The sequence below is a fragment of the Achromobacter sp. DMS1 genome (assembly GCF_001270295.1).
Window position 1 is genome coordinate 1 of the sequence record NZ_LHSJ01000100.1, and the last position, 17,922, is coordinate 17,922.

Annotated in this window: 9 protein-coding genes, 1 tRNA gene and 10 pseudogenes; 10 read left to right on the forward strand and 10 right to left on the reverse strand. The window is 69.0% G+C overall.

Going from position 1 to position 17,922, the window contains the following annotated elements; genetic code table 11:
• Window positions 1-1,194: TauD/TfdA family dioxygenase (locus AD428_RS13315; protein ID WP_053245501.1), on the reverse strand; the 1,194-nt coding region annotated here is incomplete at its 3' end.
• A gap of 111 nt (window positions 1,195-1,305) precedes the next feature.
• On the opposite strand from AD428_RS13315, the pseudogene AD428_RS29940 reads away from it, so the two are divergent.
• Window positions 1,306-1,431 (forward strand): annotated as a pseudogene (locus AD428_RS29940) (helix-turn-helix domain-containing protein); the annotation flags it as partial.
• Window positions 1,432-1,624: 193 nt separating this feature from the next.
• Window positions 1,625-2,244 (forward strand): annotated as a pseudogene (locus AD428_RS24990) (LysR substrate-binding domain-containing protein).
• Window positions 2,245-2,323: 79 nt separating this feature from the next.
• Here the strand turns inward: AD428_RS24990 and AD428_RS13335 are convergent.
• Window positions 2,324-2,398 (reverse strand) — tRNA-Arg (locus AD428_RS13335).
• A gap of 234 nt (window positions 2,399-2,632) precedes the next feature.
• On the opposite strand from AD428_RS13335, the gene AD428_RS13340 reads away from it, so the two are divergent.
• The 3 genes and pseudogenes from AD428_RS13340 (at window position 2,633) to AD428_RS27940 (ending at window position 5,962) form a co-directional block, all read left to right on the forward strand.
• Window positions 2,633-3,832: an MFS transporter gene (locus tag AD428_RS13340; RefSeq protein ID WP_053245505.1), complete on the forward strand. Its 1,200-nt coding sequence runs from the start codon at window positions 2,633-2,635 to the stop codon at window positions 3,830-3,832.
• A 547-nt stretch (window positions 3,833-4,379) separates the two neighbouring features.
• A pseudogene (locus AD428_RS26795) lies at window positions 4,380-5,117 on the forward strand (PD-(D/E)XK nuclease family protein); the annotation flags it as partial.
• A gap of 39 nt (window positions 5,118-5,156) precedes the next feature.
• Window positions 5,157-5,962 (forward strand): annotated as a pseudogene (locus AD428_RS27940) (Bug family tripartite tricarboxylate transporter substrate binding protein).
• A gap of 339 nt (window positions 5,963-6,301) precedes the next feature.
• Here the strand turns inward: AD428_RS27940 and AD428_RS26800 are convergent.
• Window positions 6,302-6,640 (reverse strand): hypothetical protein, encoded by a 339-nt coding sequence (locus tag AD428_RS26800; protein WP_160318583.1) that lies wholly within the window; start codon window positions 6,638-6,640, stop codon window positions 6,302-6,304.
• Window positions 6,641-6,702: 62 nt separating this feature from the next.
• On the opposite strand from AD428_RS26800, the gene pbpG reads away from it, so the two are divergent.
• The gene (gene pbpG, locus AD428_RS13355; protein WP_152968081.1) at window positions 6,703-7,485 is read left to right on the forward strand and encodes a D-alanyl-D-alanine endopeptidase; all 783 of its coding nucleotides are present in this window, start codon (window positions 6,703-6,705) and stop codon (window positions 7,483-7,485) included.
• Between the two features lie 77 nt (window positions 7,486-7,562).
• Here the strand turns inward: pbpG and AD428_RS13360 are convergent, their stop codons facing one another.
• The gene (locus AD428_RS13360) at window positions 7,563-7,946 is read right to left on the reverse strand and encodes a ribbon-helix-helix domain-containing protein (protein ID WP_053245508.1); all 384 of its coding nucleotides are present in this window, start codon (window positions 7,944-7,946) and stop codon (window positions 7,563-7,565) included.
• Between the two features lie 159 nt (window positions 7,947-8,105).
• Here AD428_RS13360 and adhP point away from each other — a divergent pair, with 159 nt between their 5' ends.
• Complete coding sequence (gene adhP, locus AD428_RS13365) at window positions 8,106-9,131, forward strand: alcohol dehydrogenase AdhP (protein ID WP_053245509.1); 1,026 nt, start codon at window positions 8,106-8,108, stop codon at window positions 9,129-9,131.
• A 60-nt stretch (window positions 9,132-9,191) separates the two neighbouring features.
• On the opposite strand, the gene AD428_RS13370 is transcribed toward adhP, so the two are convergent.
• From AD428_RS13370 to AD428_RS13385, 4 genes and pseudogenes are all read right to left on the reverse strand, one after another.
• Window positions 9,192-9,770: a DJ-1/PfpI family protein gene (locus AD428_RS13370; RefSeq protein WP_053245510.1), complete on the reverse strand. Its 579-nt coding sequence runs from the start codon at window positions 9,768-9,770 to the stop codon at window positions 9,192-9,194.
• A 171-nt stretch (window positions 9,771-9,941) separates the two neighbouring features.
• Entirely contained in the window at window positions 9,942-10,430 is a 489-nt protein-coding gene (ybaK, locus tag AD428_RS13375) for a Cys-tRNA(Pro) deacylase (RefSeq protein WP_053245511.1), read from the reverse strand.
• A gap of 39 nt (window positions 10,431-10,469) precedes the next feature.
• Window positions 10,470-11,442 (reverse strand): annotated as a pseudogene (gene xerD / locus AD428_RS13380) (site-specific tyrosine recombinase XerD).
• Between the two features lie 50 nt (window positions 11,443-11,492).
• Window positions 11,493-12,408: pseudogene (locus AD428_RS13385) on the reverse strand (LysR substrate-binding domain-containing protein).
• A gap of 161 nt (window positions 12,409-12,569) precedes the next feature.
• On the opposite strand from AD428_RS13385, the pseudogene AD428_RS13390 reads away from it, so the two are divergent.
• The 3 genes and pseudogenes from AD428_RS13390 to AD428_RS13400 all read left to right on the forward strand — a co-directional run bounded on the left by AD428_RS13390 (window position 12,570) and on the right by AD428_RS13400 (window position 16,734).
• Window positions 12,570-14,251, forward strand: a pseudogene (locus AD428_RS13390) (thiamine pyrophosphate-binding protein).
• Between the two features lie 107 nt (window positions 14,252-14,358).
• Window positions 14,359-15,552 (forward strand): acyl-CoA dehydrogenase, encoded by a 1,194-nt coding sequence (locus AD428_RS13395; protein WP_053245512.1) that lies wholly within the window; start codon window positions 14,359-14,361, stop codon window positions 15,550-15,552.
• Window positions 15,553-15,743: 191 nt separating this feature from the next.
• Window positions 15,744-16,734 (forward strand): annotated as a pseudogene (locus AD428_RS13400) (TRAP transporter substrate-binding protein).
• Between the two features lie 38 nt (window positions 16,735-16,772).
• On the opposite strand, the pseudogene AD428_RS13405 reads toward AD428_RS13400, so the two are convergent.
• A pseudogene (locus AD428_RS13405) lies at window positions 16,773-17,215 on the reverse strand (MaoC family dehydratase).
• Between the two features lie 152 nt (window positions 17,216-17,367).
• Window positions 17,368-17,920 (reverse strand): annotated as a pseudogene (locus AD428_RS26115) (thiamine pyrophosphate-dependent enzyme); the annotation flags it as partial.
• Window positions 17,921-17,922 lie beyond the last annotated feature (2 nt).

Here is a 17,922-nt window from a genome sequence, read left to right on the forward strand (position 1 = left end):
GATGGCCGGGCCGGCGCGCGGCCGGGCAGTGCATGGACCGTTGGTTGTGTTTGTATTGGTGTGGCGCGGGCGCGCCGCGGCATTCAGGCGGCGAGTTCGCCCGCCGGGGCCACGAAAGGTCGCAAGCGCATGCCCATGAAGCGCGCCTGGCGCGCCTCGAACGCGTCGACCCGGCGGGCCGCTGGCTGCCCCGCAGGGCCGCCGCGCACCGAGCCGGGCGCGGCGGTCGCCGTAGTACGGCTCCCAGTCCGCCGGCAGCTCCTGCGAATCCGGCACCGCCAGCCACAGGCGCAGCAGGTGGCGCTTTTCGTCGGGGTGGTCGTGGTCCACGAAACCGGTGCGCGAATGCACGGTGGTGTAGTTGTTGAGCAGCTGCATGTCGCCCTTTTCGAGCCACATCGAATAGCAGAGCCCGGGGTCGGCGAGCAGTTCGTCGATCAGGTCCAGCGCCTCGATCTGGGCGGGGCTCAGGCGCGGCACTTCGCTGAAATCCCGCTGCGCCGCCGTCACGTTCTTGCGGTTGATGCGAAAGGCGAACGGGGAGCGCTCGTCGTTCAGCAGGGGAATGCGGTAGTAGGGAGGCTGGGACGGATCCTGCGCGCCCTGGTAGCTGTAATAGAACGGCTGGCGCAGCACCGGCAGCAGGTCCGGCCGGCGGCGGGCGAATTCCGCCACCAGCGCGGGCGAGCTGATCACCTTGCTTGCGCCGCCTTCCTTGGCGGTGCGGCGGCACAGCAGCGCCACCACGTCGCAGGAGTCGCAGTGGAAATCGAGCTGGGCGTTCGTGTTGTAGCCGCGCCCGTTAGTGACCTTGTAGCCGCCGCCGGCGTCGCGCACGTCGTTGATGATTTCGCTCGCGCGGTTTTGCGTGCGGGCCACGCCCATGTGAAGGCCCATGCCCCAGTAGGCCAGGCGGCAGTCCGCCTCGCTCCAGCGGTGCACCGGGAAGCCCTTGAGCAGGCACAGGCCCCACCCGGACTGCGTGGCCGCCACCGCGCGCCGCAGCGCATCGCGGCAAGCGGGGGGCAGGGGAAAATCGTCGGGGGTCATTTCCAGCAGCGGCTTGCCTGCCGCCCTGGCGTGTTCCAGGGCCTGGTCCAGGCCCTCCACGGCTTGCGGATCCAGCCGCTGGATCCATCTGTGGTCTTGCGCGGCCTGCTGGCTGCGCCATCCTGCGTTCGAGGCTTGCGTCATGGTGCGGGGTTTCCGGAATTGCGAACGGTTTTTCTTCGGTGCCCCGCAGTCTAGGACTTGCGCCCTAGCATAAAAAGTGACTTAATTTGCTGATAGAGATCAATTTTCTTGATGAAAGTCGAAGCATTCCAGACCCTGGCCGCCGTGGTCGCCGAAGGCAGTTTCGCCGCGGCGGCCCACGTCATGCACATGACGCCCAGTGCGGTAAGCATGCAGATGAAGCAGCTCGAACAGTACGTGGGCAAGCCGCTGTTCGACCGCTCGGGCCAGCACGTGCGCGCGACGGCCCGCGGCCGTCGAGCTGGTGCAGACCATGCGGCCGGCGCTGGAGGCGCTGCAAAGCCTGCGGCGGCGCGCCAGCGTCGTGGTGGAGGGGCATCTGCGGGTGGGCGTGATCGAGGCGCTGCAGCCGATGCTGCTCCCCGGGGCCATGCTCTACCTGCGCGAGCACTACCCGCGGCTGAGCATCGCCCCGCAGCGCGGCGCCAGCATGGCGCTGACCGAAGACGTGAAGGCCGGGCGGCTGGATGCGGCCATCGTGGCGCGGCCGCAGCGCGGCGTGCAGGCGGCCTGCATTGGGAGGCGCTGGCCTCGCGAGCGCTGGTCTTCATCGGTCCGCCCCGCGCGCAAGATGTCCGGCGCCGCGCGCCGACGGCCGCCCTGAGCGCCGCCGAACTGAAGCTGCGCATCCGGGCCATGGACTGGGTGCGCTATGACCGCGGCACCACCACCGGCGGCCTGGCCACCCGCTACGTGCATCGGATGGCGCCGGGCAAGCGCAGTCTGGTGGAGCTGGGCAGCGCCCCGGCCATCGTGGCGATGGTGAGCGCCGGCCTGGGATTCTCGGTGCTGCAATTGATCGATACCGGGCTGGTTGCGCAGTACCCGGTGGAAGTGCGGCAGCTGCCCCGCGGCGGCCCGGTCTTCCAGTTGGGCGCGGTGACGCGCCAGGCCGACGCCGGCGACCGGCTGCAGCAAGCCTGGTTGCAGGCCGTGCGCCATGCATTCGCGCGGGGCCAGGCCGGGCCGGCCCTGGCCGTGCCCGGCTGAAAGGCGCGCAGGCGGGCGCCCAAACGCCAGCGTATCGGACGCGGATCGGGTATCTGTGTTGGGGAAAAGATGGAAAGGCTGGCCTCGCCGGGTGGAATCGAACCACCAATTGACCCTTAGGAGGGGCCGGTTATATCCATTTAACTACGGCGAGGCGGGCGGTCTTGCGAAACCGGCTTTGCCAACCGGCCCCGCGGCCCGGACGTTCCAGAAAGGCGCGTCCGGCGAAGAACATGATTCTAGCATCGGCGGCGGATCCGGGAGGCGCCGCCGCCGCGGGCGGTCTGGCGCGGCCTTGTCTTTGTTCTATATGATGGCTGGATTCCTCCCCCGGGAATGCCGCGGCGGCGCCTGGCGGCCAGAACACAAGAACCAGAGACCAGCCTTCATGCCTTCTTCCTCCGATCGGATTTCCGTACGCGTCATCGCGCTGGGCACTCTCGTGGTGCTGCTTGCCATGGGCGTGCGCGCCACGTTCGGCCTGTTCATGCAGCCCATGGGCCTGGCCCACGGCTGGGGGCGCGACGTGTTTTCGATGGCGTTCGCGCTGCAGAACCTGGTGTGGGGCGTGGCCTGTATCTTCATGGGCATGCTGGCCGACCGCTACGGATCGGGGCGCACGATCGCGCTGGGCGCGGCGCTGTACATGCTGGGCATGATAGGTACGCGCTACGCCGCCGACGAAACCATGCTGTACCTGAGCGCCGGCGTGCTGGTGGGCCTGGGGCAGGCCGGCACCACTTTCCCGGTCATTCTGCCGGTGGTGGCGCGCTCGGTGCCGCCCGCTTACCGCAGCACGGCCATGGGCATCGCCAGCGCGGGCGGCTCGCTGGGGCAGTTCGCCATCGTGCCCACGGGACAGGCGCTCATCAACGGCCTGGACTGGCCGGGCGCGCTGTGGGCGCTGTCGCTGCTGGTGGCCGTGTCCGCGCCGCTGGCGTGTTTTCTGCGGGGCCGTCCTGCCGCGCATGCCGGGCCCCACCAGTCGCTGGCCTCGGCGATCCGGCAGGCGGTGCGCCATCCCTCGTTCCATTTCCTGTTCTGGAGCTACTTCGTCTGCGGCTTTCATACCGCTTTCATCACCCTGCACCTGCCGGCCTATGTCACGGACGGCGGGTTGACGGCCGCCAATGGCGCGACCGCCATCGCGCTGATCGGCCTCTTCAACGTGCTGGGCTCGTTCTACGCGGGAAAGCTGGGCGGCAAGTACAGCAAGAAGCGCCTGCTGGCCGTGGTGTACGGCATGCGCGCGTTTGCCATTCTGCTGTTGCTGGCGCTGCCGCTGTCGCCCTGGGTGCTGTATGTGTTCGCGGCCTGGATGGGCCTGTTCTGGCTGGGCACGGTGCCGCTCACGCAGGGGCTCATCGGCCAGATCTACGGGCTGCGTTACGCGGCCACGCTGTCGGGCATCGTGTTCCTGGGGCACCAGATCGGCAGTTTCGTCGGCGTCTGGCTGGGCGGCAACGTGTATGCGCGCACCGGCAGCTACGACCTGGTCTGGTGGATCGGCGTGGCGCTGGCGGTGTTCGCCGCCGCGCTGTGCCTGCCGGTGCGCGAGCAGCCGGTGGCGCAGCCCGCGGCGGCCTGAGCGCGGCCATGGACGGACGCAGGCCGCCTCGCATGTCGCGCGCTGGCGCGTGGCTGGCGGGGCGGCGCTGGCGGCCGTGCTGGCCCTGGCTTTCTGGGGCTACACCACCCCGGCCATGCGCATCCACTGGGAAAACCTCGCCGCGCTCTGCGGCCTCTAGCGGCCGTTGAAATCCACGTGCGCAAACAGCCGCGGTCTGTAACCGTGTAACGCGTGCGCGCGGGTGAATGACGATCGTCGGCGGCAGTTCGACGATTTTGGCCGGAAATCTCCGCCCGGCGCGCGCGGCGGCCGCGCACGGCGTCCGAAAGCGAGGAGCGGCCGATGGCGGCGTTGCCCCAGAGGTGGAGCATGCAGGACGAGGCGGCGCAGCAATTGGCCAGGGTCGAGCGCATCGCGCCCTGCCTGGCCAAGGTGGTGCGGCCGGGCGCCTACATGCTGGACGGCGCCGTGGCGCGGCATGCCGCCAGCCCGGGCGTCGCGGTATCCTACGCCGTTGTTCATCCATTCGAGTCATGGGCGGTCCGCGCCGCCGCCTCCGTGCCCCATGCAGGACGCTTCGCTTTCCCATCCCACGCTCACGCTGGCCGAGATCGGCGCGCTGCCGGCCGCGTCCACGCTCGTGCTCACGGTGAACAACCGGCTCTCGCGCCGGCTGATCCAGGACCTGGCCGCGCTGCTGCGCCAGGAGCGGCAGGTGAGCGAGCTGCCCCGCATCGCGCCGCTGTCGGCATGGCTGGCCGATGCCGCCAACGAACTGGCTTTCGAGGCGGATGGCGACGTGCCCGCCTACCGGCTGGACAGCTTCGCCACGCAGATGGTCTGGACCGACGCGATCCGCGAGGAAGAAGCGGGCCGCGTGCTGCTGGATGCCGGCCAGGCGGCGAAGCTCGCCATGGACGCGGACCAGCTCATGGACGAATGGGCCCTGGAGGTGCCCGCGGGCGCCCGGACGGACGAGTACCTGGGTTTTGCGCGCTGGCGCGAGCGCTACCGCACGCGGCTCGCCGAGCTGGACGCCGAAGACGCCAACCAGGGCTATGCGCGCGTGCTGCGCGCGCTGGAAGCGGGCCGGCTGGCCACGCCCGGCCATCTGGTGCTGGCGGGCTTCACCGAAATATCGCCGCGCTTCGCGCGCCTGCTGCGCGCATTCGAGGCGGGCGGCGCCGCCATTGCGCAGTGGCGCGACGCGCTGCGCGCGCGAAGCTGCCTGGCCGTTACGAAGCGGCCGACGCCGGGCGCAATGGCGGGCGGCCGCGGCCTGGGCCGCTCAGCATGCGCGCCCNGCGGCACCGACCTGGTGGCCCGCGCGCTGGCGCAGGGCATGGCCGCCGAACTCAAGCGCAATCTCGTGGTCGAGAACAAGCCGGGCGCCGGCGGCAATATCGCCGCCGGCAGCGTGTCCCAGGCCGTCGGCGATCCGAACACGCTGCTGGTGGCCTACACCAGTTTCGCCATCAATCCCAGCATCCAGACCGACCTGCCCTACGATCCCCTCGCCAGCTTCACGCCGCTCAGCCTGACGGCCACCTCGCCGCTCATGCTGGTCTGTCGTCCCGACCTGCCGGTAAAGAACACCGCGGAGCTGATGGCCTACGTGCGCCAGCGCCCGAAGCAATTCAGCATCGGCGGGGCCGGGCTGGGCAGCGCCAGCCAGATGGCCGGAGAAATGCTCAAGGCCCGGGCCAGACTGGACGTGGTGAGCGTCCCCTACAAGGGCGCGGCGCCCGCCGTACAGGATCTGCTGGGCGGCCAGATCCAGTTATTGATGTCGGACATGGCCACCGTCCAGCCCCTGCTGCGCGGCGGCGGCTCAAGGCGCTGGGCGTGAGCACGCCGGAACCGCTGGCGGCCTATCCCGGCGTCGAACCCATTGCCCGCGTGCTGCCGGGCTTCGACTACCGCACCTGGTTCGGACTGTTCGCGCCCAGGGACGTGGCGGCGGCGCAAGCCGACCGCTTGTCCGAAGCGGCCCAGGCCTGCACCCGGATGCCCGAGATCGCGCAGCGCCTGGAGCATCACGGACTGGACGCCGTGGGCAGCGGCCGCGCCGAATTCGAGGTTTTCATCCGGGCGGAAATCAAGCGCTGGCGGGTCGTGGCCGAGGCCACGGGGATGCGGCTGGGCTGAACGCCCCCGGCGCCTGAAATCATGTTCCGAGGGCTGGCGGGCGGCCTCCGCCGGCCCCATTTTTTTCTGTTTCACTCCGCTGCTTTTTCAGCCAGATGAGGGTTATTCCGGGCTACGCTCATGCGCCGCCGGCAGGTAGTTTTCGCCTTCATGCCTTGTGACCAAATGCATCAACAACGGGCCTGCGCGACCGTTTTTTCCCCTTTCGGCCCAAATCTCTTGCGCAGCACTTGAAATTGCTGTTTAAATTCGACGCGTAAACCTCTAATTCATCGGTACTTTTTGGGTCCGGAGAAATTCAGGTTTATGCAATATTTTCTCACTGTCTGATAAGCCGGTTTACACCATGGCATTTTCCTGGACCCGTGCAATTGCGAAAGCCCTGGCGCCGCTGGCGCTGGCAGTCTGCGCGCTCCACCCTGACGCCGCGATGGCGGCCAAGAATACCGACCCTTGCAAGACCAACGCCAAGTCGGCGGCCTGCAAGGCGCAGCAATCCAAGAAGTCCCCCTCGGCCAAGAAGCCGGCATCCTCCAAGAGCGCTTCGGCCAAGACCTCCTCGGCCAGGAAGGCGCAGCCCGCCGCCTCCAAGAAGGCGCCCAAGGGCGGCAAGCAGGCGGTGGCGCGCTCCGGCAGCGCCAGGAAGCCGGCCGCCGGCAAGAGCGGCAAAGGCGGCAAGGGTGCGGCCGGCAGGCGCGCGGCGGCGGCCGCCGCCAGCGCCGGCCCATGCGCCGCCCGCGGTGTCCGTGCGCGCCGAAGCCGCCGCGCTGCGCTCCAGCACCGCCTACGTGCAAGACCTCGAAAGCTCCAGCGTGCTGTTCGCCAAGAACGAGAACGTGGTGCGCCCGATCGCCTCGATCTCCAAGCTCATGACCGCGCTGGTGGTGGTGGACGCCAACCTGCCCATGGACGAGATGCTGGAAATCACCGACGACGACGTGGACTCGCTCAAGCACACCACGTCGCGCCTGCGCGTGGGCACCCGCCTGAGCCGCGGCGACATGCTGCACCTGGCGCTGATGTCCTCGGAGAACCGCGCCGCGCATGCGCTGGGCCGCAACTATCCCGGCGGCCTGCCGGCCTTCGTGGCCGCCATGAACGCCAAAGCGCGCGCGCTGGGCATGACGAACACGCATTTCATCGAGCCCACCGGCCTGTCGAGCGAAAACGTGTCCTCGCCGCGCGACCTGGCCCGCCTGCTGCGCGCCGCCTCGCAGCGCCCCCTCATCCACCGCTATTCCACCGATTCCGAGTACGAGGTGGAAATCAACAAGCGCACCCAGACCTTCCGCAACACCAACCTGCTGGTGCGCAAGCCGGACTGGGACATCAAGATCTCCAAGACGGGATTCATCAACGAGGCGGGCGAATGCCTGGTCATGCTGGCCCGCATCAACGGGCGCGACCTGGCCATCGTGCTGCTCGATTCCCAGGGCAAGCTCTCGCGCATCGGCGACGCCGTGCGCATCCGCCGCATCGTGCAAAACGAGGTGGCGCTGGCTTCGCTGCAATCCGGCGGCTGACCCGGCGTCCCGCCGACTGTCCCGGGGCCCGGCCAGTCCGGGCCTCTTTTTTGCGCGCAAGCCCGCAGAGGGCCGTGTCAGGCCGCCCTGGCGGGGCGCGGAGCGGCTTCCTCGCACAGCGCGGGCGGCAGGCCGCGCAGCACGGCGCCCGCATCGAGCGAGCGGATGGGCACCGAGGCGTCGCGCGGAATGCGGCCCTCCGCCAGCAACACTTCGTAGCGCAGGCAGCAGACGCGCAGGAAAGAAGTGAAATTGGCTGCCTCGCCGCGATACGCCACCAATTCGTCGTACAGCCGCTCGATGAGCTGGGACACGCGCATGCCGTCGCGCGCGGCGATTTCTTCCAGCACCTGCCAGAACAGCTTTTCCAGCCGCACGCTGGTGGCCGCGCCATGCAGCCGCAGCGAACGCGTCTGCGGCGAGTACGACTGCGCACTGGCGCGGATGAAGATTTCACACATGCAAGCTCCCTGTTTTTTTCTGGTGCGGTGCGGCGTCCGGGGCCATCTGCAACCGTGCGTTTCCGCCCGACCGCGCGGCGCGCCGGGTTGATATAAATCATTGTCTCGATGCAGTGCGGGTTCGAGGATAGTGAAACTGATCCGACTTCGGAGGTAAAGATGCAGAAAACCATGAAGGCCGCAGTTGCACGTGAATTCGGCAAGCCGCTGGCCATTGAAGAAACCGAAGTGCCCCGCCCTGGCGCGGGCGAGATCCTGGTGAAGATCGAGGCTTGCGGCGTCTGCCACACCGACCTGCATGCCGTCGAGGGCGATTGGCCGGTCAAGCCCAATCCGCCTTTCATTCCGGGCCATGAAGGTGTGGGCCACGTGGCGGCGCTGGGCGCCGGCGTGACGCACGTCAAGGAGGGCGACCGCGTCGGCATCCCCTGGCTGTACTCGGCCTGCGGGCATTGCGAGCATTGCCTGGGCGGCTGGGAAACCCTGTGCGAGCAGCAGAAGAACACCGGCTATTCCGTGAACGGCGGCTTCGCGCAGTACGCGCTGGCCAACGCCGACTACGTGGGCCTGCTGCCCCGCAGCGTGGGCTTCGTCGAGGTGGCGCCCGTGCTGTGCGCCGGCGTCACGGTGTACAAGGGGCTCAAGGTCACCGACACGCGGCCGGGCAACTGGGTGGTGATTTCGGGCGTGGGCGGCCTGGGACACATGGCGGTGCAATATGCCCGCGCCATGGGCCTGAACGTGGCGGCCGTCGACGTGGACGACGCCAAGCTCGACCTGGCGCGCAGGCTGGGTGCCGAAGTCACCGTCAACGCCAGGACCACCGATCCGGCGGCCTATCTCAAGAAGGAGATCGGCGGCGCGCACGGCGCCCTGGTCACGGCCGTGTCGCCCAAGGCCTTCGAGCAGGCGCTGGGCATGGTGCGGCGCGGCGGCACGATTTCGCTCAACGGGCTGCCGCCGGGCGACTTTCCCCTGTCGATCTTCGACATGGTGCTCAACGGCATCACCGTGCGCGGCTCCATCGTCGGGACGCGGCTGGACCTGCAGGAGTCGCTGCAGTTCGCCGAGGAGGGCAAGGTGCGCGCCACCGTGTCCACCGACACGCTGGAAAACATCAACAACGTGTTCGACCGCATGCGCAAGGGCCAGATCGAGGGACGGGTGGTGCTCGACATGCAGTGACGGCAGGCAATGGCCGCCCGCCCCCCGCGCGGCCTGCTCCCGGCGACGGGCGGCCCGCCGTCAGATCTCGATGCGCGCGCGCAGCAGTTTCATGAACTGGGACAGCCAGGCGGGATGCGCGGGCCAGGCCGGGGCCGTGACGAGGTGTCCGTCGGTGTGGGCCTGGTCGACCGCGATGTCGGCGTAGGTGCCGCCGGCGAGCCGGACTTCCGGAGCGCACGCCGGATAGGCCGAGCACGTGCGGCCCTTGAGTACGCCCGCCGCCGCCAGGATCTGCGCGCCGTGGCAGACCGCCGCGATGGGCTTGGCCGCCTTGTCGAAGGCGCGCACGATGTCCAGCACCTTCTCGTTCAGGCGCAGGTACTCGGGCGCGCGGCCGCCCGGTATGACCAGGCCGTCGTACGCGGCGGGATCGACGCCGTCGAAATCGTGATTGAGGGTGAAGTTGTGGCCGCGCTTCTCGGTGTAGGTTTGCGCACCCTCGAAGTCGTGGATGGCCGTGGCCACGGTATCGCCGGACTTCTTGCCCGGGCACACCGCATGCACGGTGTAGCCCACGGCCAGCAGCGCCTGGAACGGCACCATGGTTTCATAGTCTTCGGCGTAATCGCCGACCAGCATCAGCAGTGTCTTGCTCATAATCGTCTCCGTCTGTTCTGCGCCGCCGCGCGGGCAGCGCCGGTCCGGACTTCCACGGGCCCGGGTCATGGCAGGGACGATTGTGCGCGCAAGCCGCCCGCCGCGGGTGGTATGGGAATGACCGCGGCGACGGGCGATCGGCGGCCGGCGGCGGGCGCGCCGGCGCTGCCGCTATTCCAGCGCGACGGAAACCGGCTTGGCGCCCAGCAGGTCGACCAGCACCCTGGGGTCTATGCCCACCAGATAGCCGCGCCGCCCCCCGTTGATGTAGACCACCGGGTATTCCAGCGCCCCGGCCTCCACGTACACCGGCATGCGCTTGCGCGTGCCGAAGGGCGAGGTGCCGCCCACCTGGTAGCCGGAGTGGCGCTGCGCAACCTCGGGATGGCAGGGCTGCACTTTCTTCAGGCCGGCCTGGCGCGCCAGGTTCTTGGTGGAGACTTCGCGGTCGCCGTGCATGACGACCACCAGCGGCCGCGCGTCCTCGTCTTCCATGATGAGCGTCTTGACCACCGCGTGCGGGTCCAGCCCGAGCTGGCGGGCGGCCTCGCCCGCGCCGCCGTGGTCAACGTAGTCGTACGTGTGCTCGGAGTAGGCCACCTTGTTCCGCTTGAGGAACTGCGTGGCGGGCGTTTCGGAAACGTGGCGGGATTTGCTCATGGTGCGTGGTGACGGGCGGTCGGCCTGTGGCGTGTCGCCCTAGCCTCTCGGGTGGTGCGCGGCGTGCAGGGCCTTGAGGCGCTCGCGCGCGACGTGGGTGTAGATCTGGGTGGTGGAAATGTCGGCGTGGCCCAGCAGCATCTGCACCACGCGCAGGTCGGCGCCGTGGTTGAGCAGGTGCGTGGCGAAGGCGTGGCGCAGCACGTGGGGCGAGAGCGGCGCGTGTATGCCGGCCTTGATCGCATACTTGCGCACCAGCTGCCAGAAAGCCTGGCGCGACATGGCCTGGGCGCGGCCGGTGATGAACAGCGCGTCGCATACGCGGCCGCCGGACAGCTCCGGCCTGGCCGACTCCAGGTAGCGCGAGATCCAGTGCGCGGCTTCGGCGCCCAGCGGCACCAGGCGGTCCTTGCCTCCCTTGCCGAGCACCACGCGCAGCACGCCTTCGTTCAGGCTCGCGTCCAGCGCGCGCAGGCCGACCAGCTCCGACACCCGCAGGCCGGTGGCGTACAGGGTTTCGAGATGGCGCGGTCGCGCAGCCCCGGGCCTGCGACACGTCGGGCGCGTTCAGCAGCTCATCCACCTGCGCTTCCGACAGCGTCTTGGGCGTGCGCGGCGGCTGCCTGGCGGCCGCCAGCGTCAGGCAGGGATCGCGCTCGGCGCGATGCTCGCGCAACGCCCAGGCGTAGTAGCGGCGCAGCGCGGCCAGGCGGCGGTTGGCGGTGGCGGGCCGGGTTTCCTCGTGGCGGCATGCGAACCAGGCCTCGATGTCGGCCTTGTCGGCCTGGCTGATGGAGCGGGCCCGCCCCGGGGCGGACAGGGGGGCCAGCCCGAGCCGCGCCATTTCGCGCGCGCGGGCCTGCGGGTCTTCGAGCCACCGCGCAAAGCCGGTGAGATCGCGCCGGTAGGCCGCCAGCGTATTGGCCGACAGGCCGTCCTCCAGCCAGACGGCGTCGAGGAAAGCGTCTATGTCGGCCTGCGAGGCCAGCGGCGAGGAAGAAGACGGAGACATGGAACGGAGAAAACGGGGGCGTGCGTTGCGCCATCGCGGCCCCGGCAAGTCTACACCGCCACCTGCCCGTCCACGCCGGCGGCCACGGATTCGAGCCAGCTCTCGAAGGCCTGCAGGGCTTCGGAACGCTCGCTGCGCTGCGGATAGCCGAAGTAATAGCCCTGGCTCACCGCGAGCGACTGGCGCACGGGCATTGCGAGCGTCCCCTGGTCCAGCGCGGGCTGGGCCAGAAAGCGCGGCATGAGCCCCACGCCCAGGCCGGCCTGGACCGCCGCCATCACCATGGTGAACAATTCGTAGCGCGGGCCGCCCGCCGCCTGCGGACCGTACAGATAGCCGTTGGCCGCGTACCACTGGCGCCAGGCGTCGGGCCGCGAACTGAGGTGCAGGTGGGTCACGCCGCCCAGCACGCGCCGCCCTCGTCGCGCGCGCGCTCGCCGCGGGGCCGGGGGCGCACACGGGCACCAGCTCGCGCTCGGGAAAGAGCAGCACGCCCTGGGTGCCCGGCCACAGGCCGTCGCCATGGTAGAGGGCGCCGTCGAAAGGCTGGTCCTTGAACTGGAACGGCAGCGTGCGCACCGACAGGCTCACGGTGATGTCGGGCTGGCGGCGCTGGAAATCGGCCAGCCGCGGAATGAGCCAGGTGGTGGCCAGGGTGGGCACCACCGCAATGTGGATGCTGCGGCCCATGCCCGTGCGGCTGACCAGGCCGAAGGTGTCTTTCTCGATCTGGTCGAGATGGTGGCGGATGCGCCCGGCGTACTCGGCGCCGTGCTCGGTCAGCACGATGCGGCGGCGCACGCGCGTGAAGAGCTGCACGCCCAGGCGTTCTTCCAGGCTGGCCACCTGCCGGTAGACCGCGCTGTGTGTCAGGGCGAGTTCTTCGGCCGCGCGCGAGAAGCTGCCCAGGCGGGCCGAGGCTTCGAATGCCTGCAGGGCGGTCAGGTTGGGGATGCCGTTTCTCATGGGACGGGACAAACCGGAGCGGATCGGACGCGAGGCCGGGCCGGGGGTTGACACGCCCTAGTGCCCGGGACTCAACAGATTGTGCAATTTTATCAATTGCCTTGTGCGACGGAGGCACATATGCTCGTGGATTCCATCCCGGTTCTTCTCGAATACCCCCCATGTCCCAGCAAAAATCCCGTTTAGGCGGTCATATCCTGGTCGACCAGCTCGTGGCCCAGGGCGTCAAACATGTGTTCTGCGTGCCCGGCGAAAGCTATCTGGCGGTGCTGGACGGTCTGCATGACGCGAACATCGAGGTCACGGTGTGCCGCCAGGAAGGCGGCGCGGCCATGATGGCCGACGCGCACGGCAAGCTCACCGGCGAACCCGGCATCTGCATGGTGACGCGCGGCCCCGGCGCCTCCAACGCCCTGGCCGGCGTGCACATCGCCAAGCAGGATTCCACGCCGCTCATTCTCTTCGTGGGCCAGATCGAGCGCGGCATGCGCGAGCGCGAAGCCTTCCAGGAAATGGACTACCGCGCCGTGTTCGGCACCCAGGCCAAGTGGGTTACCGAGATCGACCAGGTCGAACGCATTCCCGAGCTGATCTCGCGCGCCTTCCACGTCGCCACCTCGGGCCGCCCCGGTCCGGTCGTGATCGCCCTGCCGGAAGACATGCTGGTGGAGTCGGCCGAGGTGGCCGACGCACCGCGCTACGAGGTCATCGAGAGCGCGCCCGCGGCCGGCCAGATGGCCGAGCTGCAAAAGCTGCTGGCCGAGGCCCGCAACCCCGTCGCCATCCTGGGCGGCTCGCGCTGGAACGCGCAGGCCGTGGCGCAATTCGCCGATTTCGCGCAGCGCCACGCCCTGCCCACGGCGGTGTCGTTCCGCCGCCAGATGCTGTTTCCGGCCGATCACCCCTGCTACATCGGCGACGTGGGCCTGGGCATCAACCCGGCGCTGGCCAAGCGCGTGGCCGACGCCGACCTGATCCTGCTGGTGGGCGGGCGCATGTCCGAGAACCCCAGCCAGTCGTATACCCTGCTGGACATCCCCGTGCCGCGCCAGAAGCTGGTGCACGTGCATCCCGACAGCGCCGAGCTGGGCCGCGTGTACCGTCCCACCCTGGCCGTCAACACCTCGCCGGCGGCGTTCGCGCAGGCGCTGTCCGACCTGAAAGCGCCCGCCCGGCCGGCCTGGGCGGACGACACGCGCGCCATGCGCGAGTCGTATCTCAAGTGGAGCGACCCGGCCTCCATCACGACGCCGGGCAGGCTGCAGATGGGCCAGGTCATGGCCTATCTCGAATCCCACCTGCCGGCCGACGCCATCATGACCAACGGCGCGGGCAACTACGCCACCTGGCTGCACCGCTTCCATCGCCACACCCGCTACGGCACCCAGCTCGCGCCCACCTCGGGCTCCATGGGCTACGGACTGCCGCCGCGGTGGGCGCCAAGCGCGTCTGGCCCGACAAGACCGTGGTGTGCTTCGCGGGCGACGGCTGCTTCCTCATGCATGGCCAGGAATTCGCCACCGCCGTGCAGTACGACCTGCCCATCATCGTGGTGCTGGTGGACAACGGCATGTACGGCACCATCCGCATGCACCAGGAGCGGCACTATCCCGGCCGCATCTCGGCCACCGCCCTGAAGAACCCGGACTTCGCCGATTACGCGCGCGCCTTCGGCGGCCACGGCGAGCGCGTGGAAACCACCGAGGAATTCGGCCCGGCCTTCGAGCGCGCGCTGGCCAGCGGCAAGCCCGCCATCCTGCACTGCCTCATCGATCCCGAAACCATTTCGCCGTCGACCACGCTGCAGAAGATCCGCGAGGCGGCCCTCAAGGCGCGGCAATGACGCGGCCGGCAGCCCGGCGCGCCCGCGGGCGCGCCGGCTTGTCGCGCCAAATATTTTAGATTTAAACTATTCAGCATTCCATACCGGACAAGATAGCGGAGACCAGCATGTCCTCGAACCCCTCCTTCCATTGGCAAGACCCCCTGCTGCTGGACCAGCAGCTCACCGAAGAAGAGCGCATGGTGCGCGACGCCGCGCATGCCTACGCCCAGGACAAGCTGGCCCCGCGCGTGCTCAACGCCTTCCGCAACGAGCAGACCGACCCGGCCATCTTCGCCGAAATGGGCGAGCTGGGCCTGCTGGGCGCCACCATTCCCACCGAGTACGGCGGCGCGGGCCTGAACTACGTCTGCTACGGCCTCATCGCGCGCGAAGTCGAGCGCGTGGACTCCGGCTACCGTTCCATGATGAGCGTGCAATCGTCGCTGGTCATGGTGCCCATCAACGAATTCGGCAGCGAAGCCCAGAAGCAGAAGTACCTGCCCAAGCTGGCGCGCGGCGAATGGATCGGCTGCTTCGGCCTCACTGAACCCAACCACGGCTCCGATCCCGGCGGCATGGAAACCCGCGCCGTCAAGACGGCCGACGGCTACACGCTCACCGGCAACAAGATGTGGATCACCAATTCGCCCATCGCCGACGTGTTCGTGGTGTGGGCCAAGTGCGTGGGCGGCGAATACGACGGCAAGATCCGCGGCTTCATCCTGGAAAAGGGCATGAAGGGCCTGTCCGCCCCGGCCATCCACGGCAAGGTGGGCCTGCGCGCTTCCATCACCGGCGAAATCGTGATGGACGAAGTGGAAGTCTCCGAAGCCCAGATGATGCCCGGCGTAACCGGCCTGAAGGGCCCGTTCACGTGCCTGAACTCCGCCCGCTACGGCATCGCCTGGGGCGCGCTGGGCGCGGCCGAGGCCTGCTGGCACACCGCCCGCCAATACACGCTGGACCGCAAGCAGTTCGGCCGCCCGCTGGCCGCCAACCAGCTCATCCAGAAGAAACTGGCCGACATGCAGACCGAGATCACCCTGGGCCTGCAAGGCTGCCTGCGCCTGGGCCGCATGAAAGACGAAGGCACGGCCGCGGTGGAAATCACTTCCATCATGAAGCGCAATTCCTGCGGCAAGGCGCTGGACATCGCCCGCCTGGCCCGCGACATGCTGGGCGGCAACGGCATCTCCGACGAGTTCGGCGTGGCCCGCCACCTGGTGAACCTCGAAGTGGTCAACACCTACGAAGGCACACACGACGTGCACGCCCTCATCCTGGGCCGCGCCCAGACCGGCATCCAGGCGTTCTACTGATCGTCCGCCGTCCCCGCCGACAAAGCGCCGCGCAAGCGCGCTTTGTTTTTTCGGCCTCCATTGCCGTTAGCCCCGATGGCGCGGGCCGTGCGCAGGCCGTACCCTTGCGGCATCGTCCCGGCACTGGCCCGGACCGCCTCGCGCGGTCGCCGCGTGCCCGACCCCGGATTTCCCCCCACCAGGAGTCGCGCATGTTCCGCAGCCTTTCTTCCCTCCGCCTGACGGCGGCCCTCACGCTGGCGCTGGCCGGCAACGGGGCCTGGGCCGCCACCACGCTCACCATGACCACCGAGTATCCGGCCTCGTCCATGCCCGGCCAGGGCGTGTCCACTTTCGCGGAACTGGTGCGCGCCAAGACCGCGGGCCAGGTGGTCATAGACGCCAGCTACGACGCCGCCAAGGGCATCAAATCGGCGGGCATGATCGATGCGGTGCAGGCGCGCAAGGTGGATGCCGGCGATGCGTTCGCCGGCGCGCTGGCCGGACAGTATCCCGTCTTCGGCGTCTCTTCCCTGCCCTTCCTGGCGGACTCGCTGCAAAAGGCCCGCAACCTGAACAAAGCGGCGCGGCCGGCCTACGAAAAACTGCTGGCCGGGCATGGCCAGAAGCTGCTCTACACCACGCCCTGGCCGCCGTCCGGCATCTGGTCCAAACGCAAGATCGACAGTGTGGCGGCGCTGAAATCGCTGAGCATCCGCACCTACGACGCGACTTCGCAGCAGGTGATGGAAAAGGCGGGCGCCAAGGCGCAGAACATTTCGTTTTCGGACGCCATGCCGCGCATCGCCTCGGGCGAGGTGAACGCGGTGCTGTCCTCGGGCGACGGCGGCGCGGGGCGCAAGCTGTGGGAGCACCTGCCGCAGTTCGCCGAGATCAACTACGCCATGCCGGTGTCCGTGGCCACCATGAACCTGGAAGCCTACAAGGCGCTGGACGCCCGGGCGCGCAAGGCCATCGACCAGGCGGCCGCCCAGACCGAAGCGGAGCAATGGAAACGCATCGAGGGCCGCCTGCAGCAGAACTACGCCACCATGCGCAAGAACGGCGTGGCCATCAACACTTCGGTGCCGGCGCCGGTGCGCGACGCGCTGAAGCGGGCGTCTGGCGGACGCGCTCAGCGCCTGGAAGGCGGCCGCCGGCCCCGACGGCGCGGCCATCCTCAAGCGCGCGGGCATACGCTAGGAAAAGGCGCGGAGCCGGCGCGGCCGGCTTCGCCGCCGTCAGTCGTTGCCCGAAAGATCGAACAGGCTGGTGGCATCCAGCTCGAGCACGGATTCGCCGTGCTGGTTGAGGACGGTCCAGGCCCAGGTAATGATGCCCAGGTCCGGACGCGACGACGAATGGCGCACGCCCTGCACGCGGGCTTCCAGCCGCAGCGTGTCGCCGGGCCGCACCGGCGTGCGCCAGCGCACCTCGCCCAGGCCGGGCGAGCCGAACGATTCCGAATCGTGCAGCGCCGCGTCCACCGCCATGCGCATGGCCAGCGCGCAGGTGTGCCAGCCGCTGGCGATGTGCCCGCCCAGCGGCCCTCGGCGGCGCGTTTCAGGTCGGTATGGAACCATTGCGGATCGTAGCGCGTGGCGAATTCCAGGATTTCTTCCTGCGTGACGGCGACCGGCCCGCCCTTGATCACCATGCCGTCTTTGAATTCGGCGAATTTCATCTTGTGCAGTTCCCCTCGCGAACACGGGCGCCCGCGGCGCCCGTCCATGGCGCATGGCGCCTGTTCTGGATGTCGGCAATGGCCCCGCCGCGGCCGGGCCCGCCTTGCAGGATAGTCCAATCCGCGGCGGATTGCACCGCCGCGGACGGCGTTCAGATGACGGCTTCGATGAGAAACGGGCCGCGCCGCCGCAGCCCTTCCTGCAGCGCCCGCGCGAAGCCTTCCACCGTGTCCGTGCTGACCGCCTCCACGCCCATGCCGAGCGCGAGGTGAGTCCAGCCGAGATGGGGCTCTTCGAGGTCGAGCATGCGGCGCGCATTGCGGCCCGGCGCCTCCACGCCCACGTTCTTCATTTCGCCGTGCAGCGTGGCATAGGAACGGTTGGCGAGAATGATGGTGAGGCAGTCGAGGTTCTCGCGCGCCTGCGTCCACAACGCCTGCAGCGTGTACATGCCGCTGCCGTCGGCCTGCAGGGTGACCACCTTGCGGTCCGGGCAGGCCACCGCGGCCCCCGTGGCCATGGGCAGGCCGATGCCAATGGCCCCGCCGGTCAGCAGCATCCAGTCATGCGGGGCGCTGCCCTGGCTCAGGCGGGAGAATTCGCGTCCCTGGGTAATGGATTCGTCGCATACGATGGCCTGCTCGGGCAGCAGGCGCGCCCACCAGCATGTTCACGGCGGCGCCGGTGAGTTTGCCCTGGGACGGCG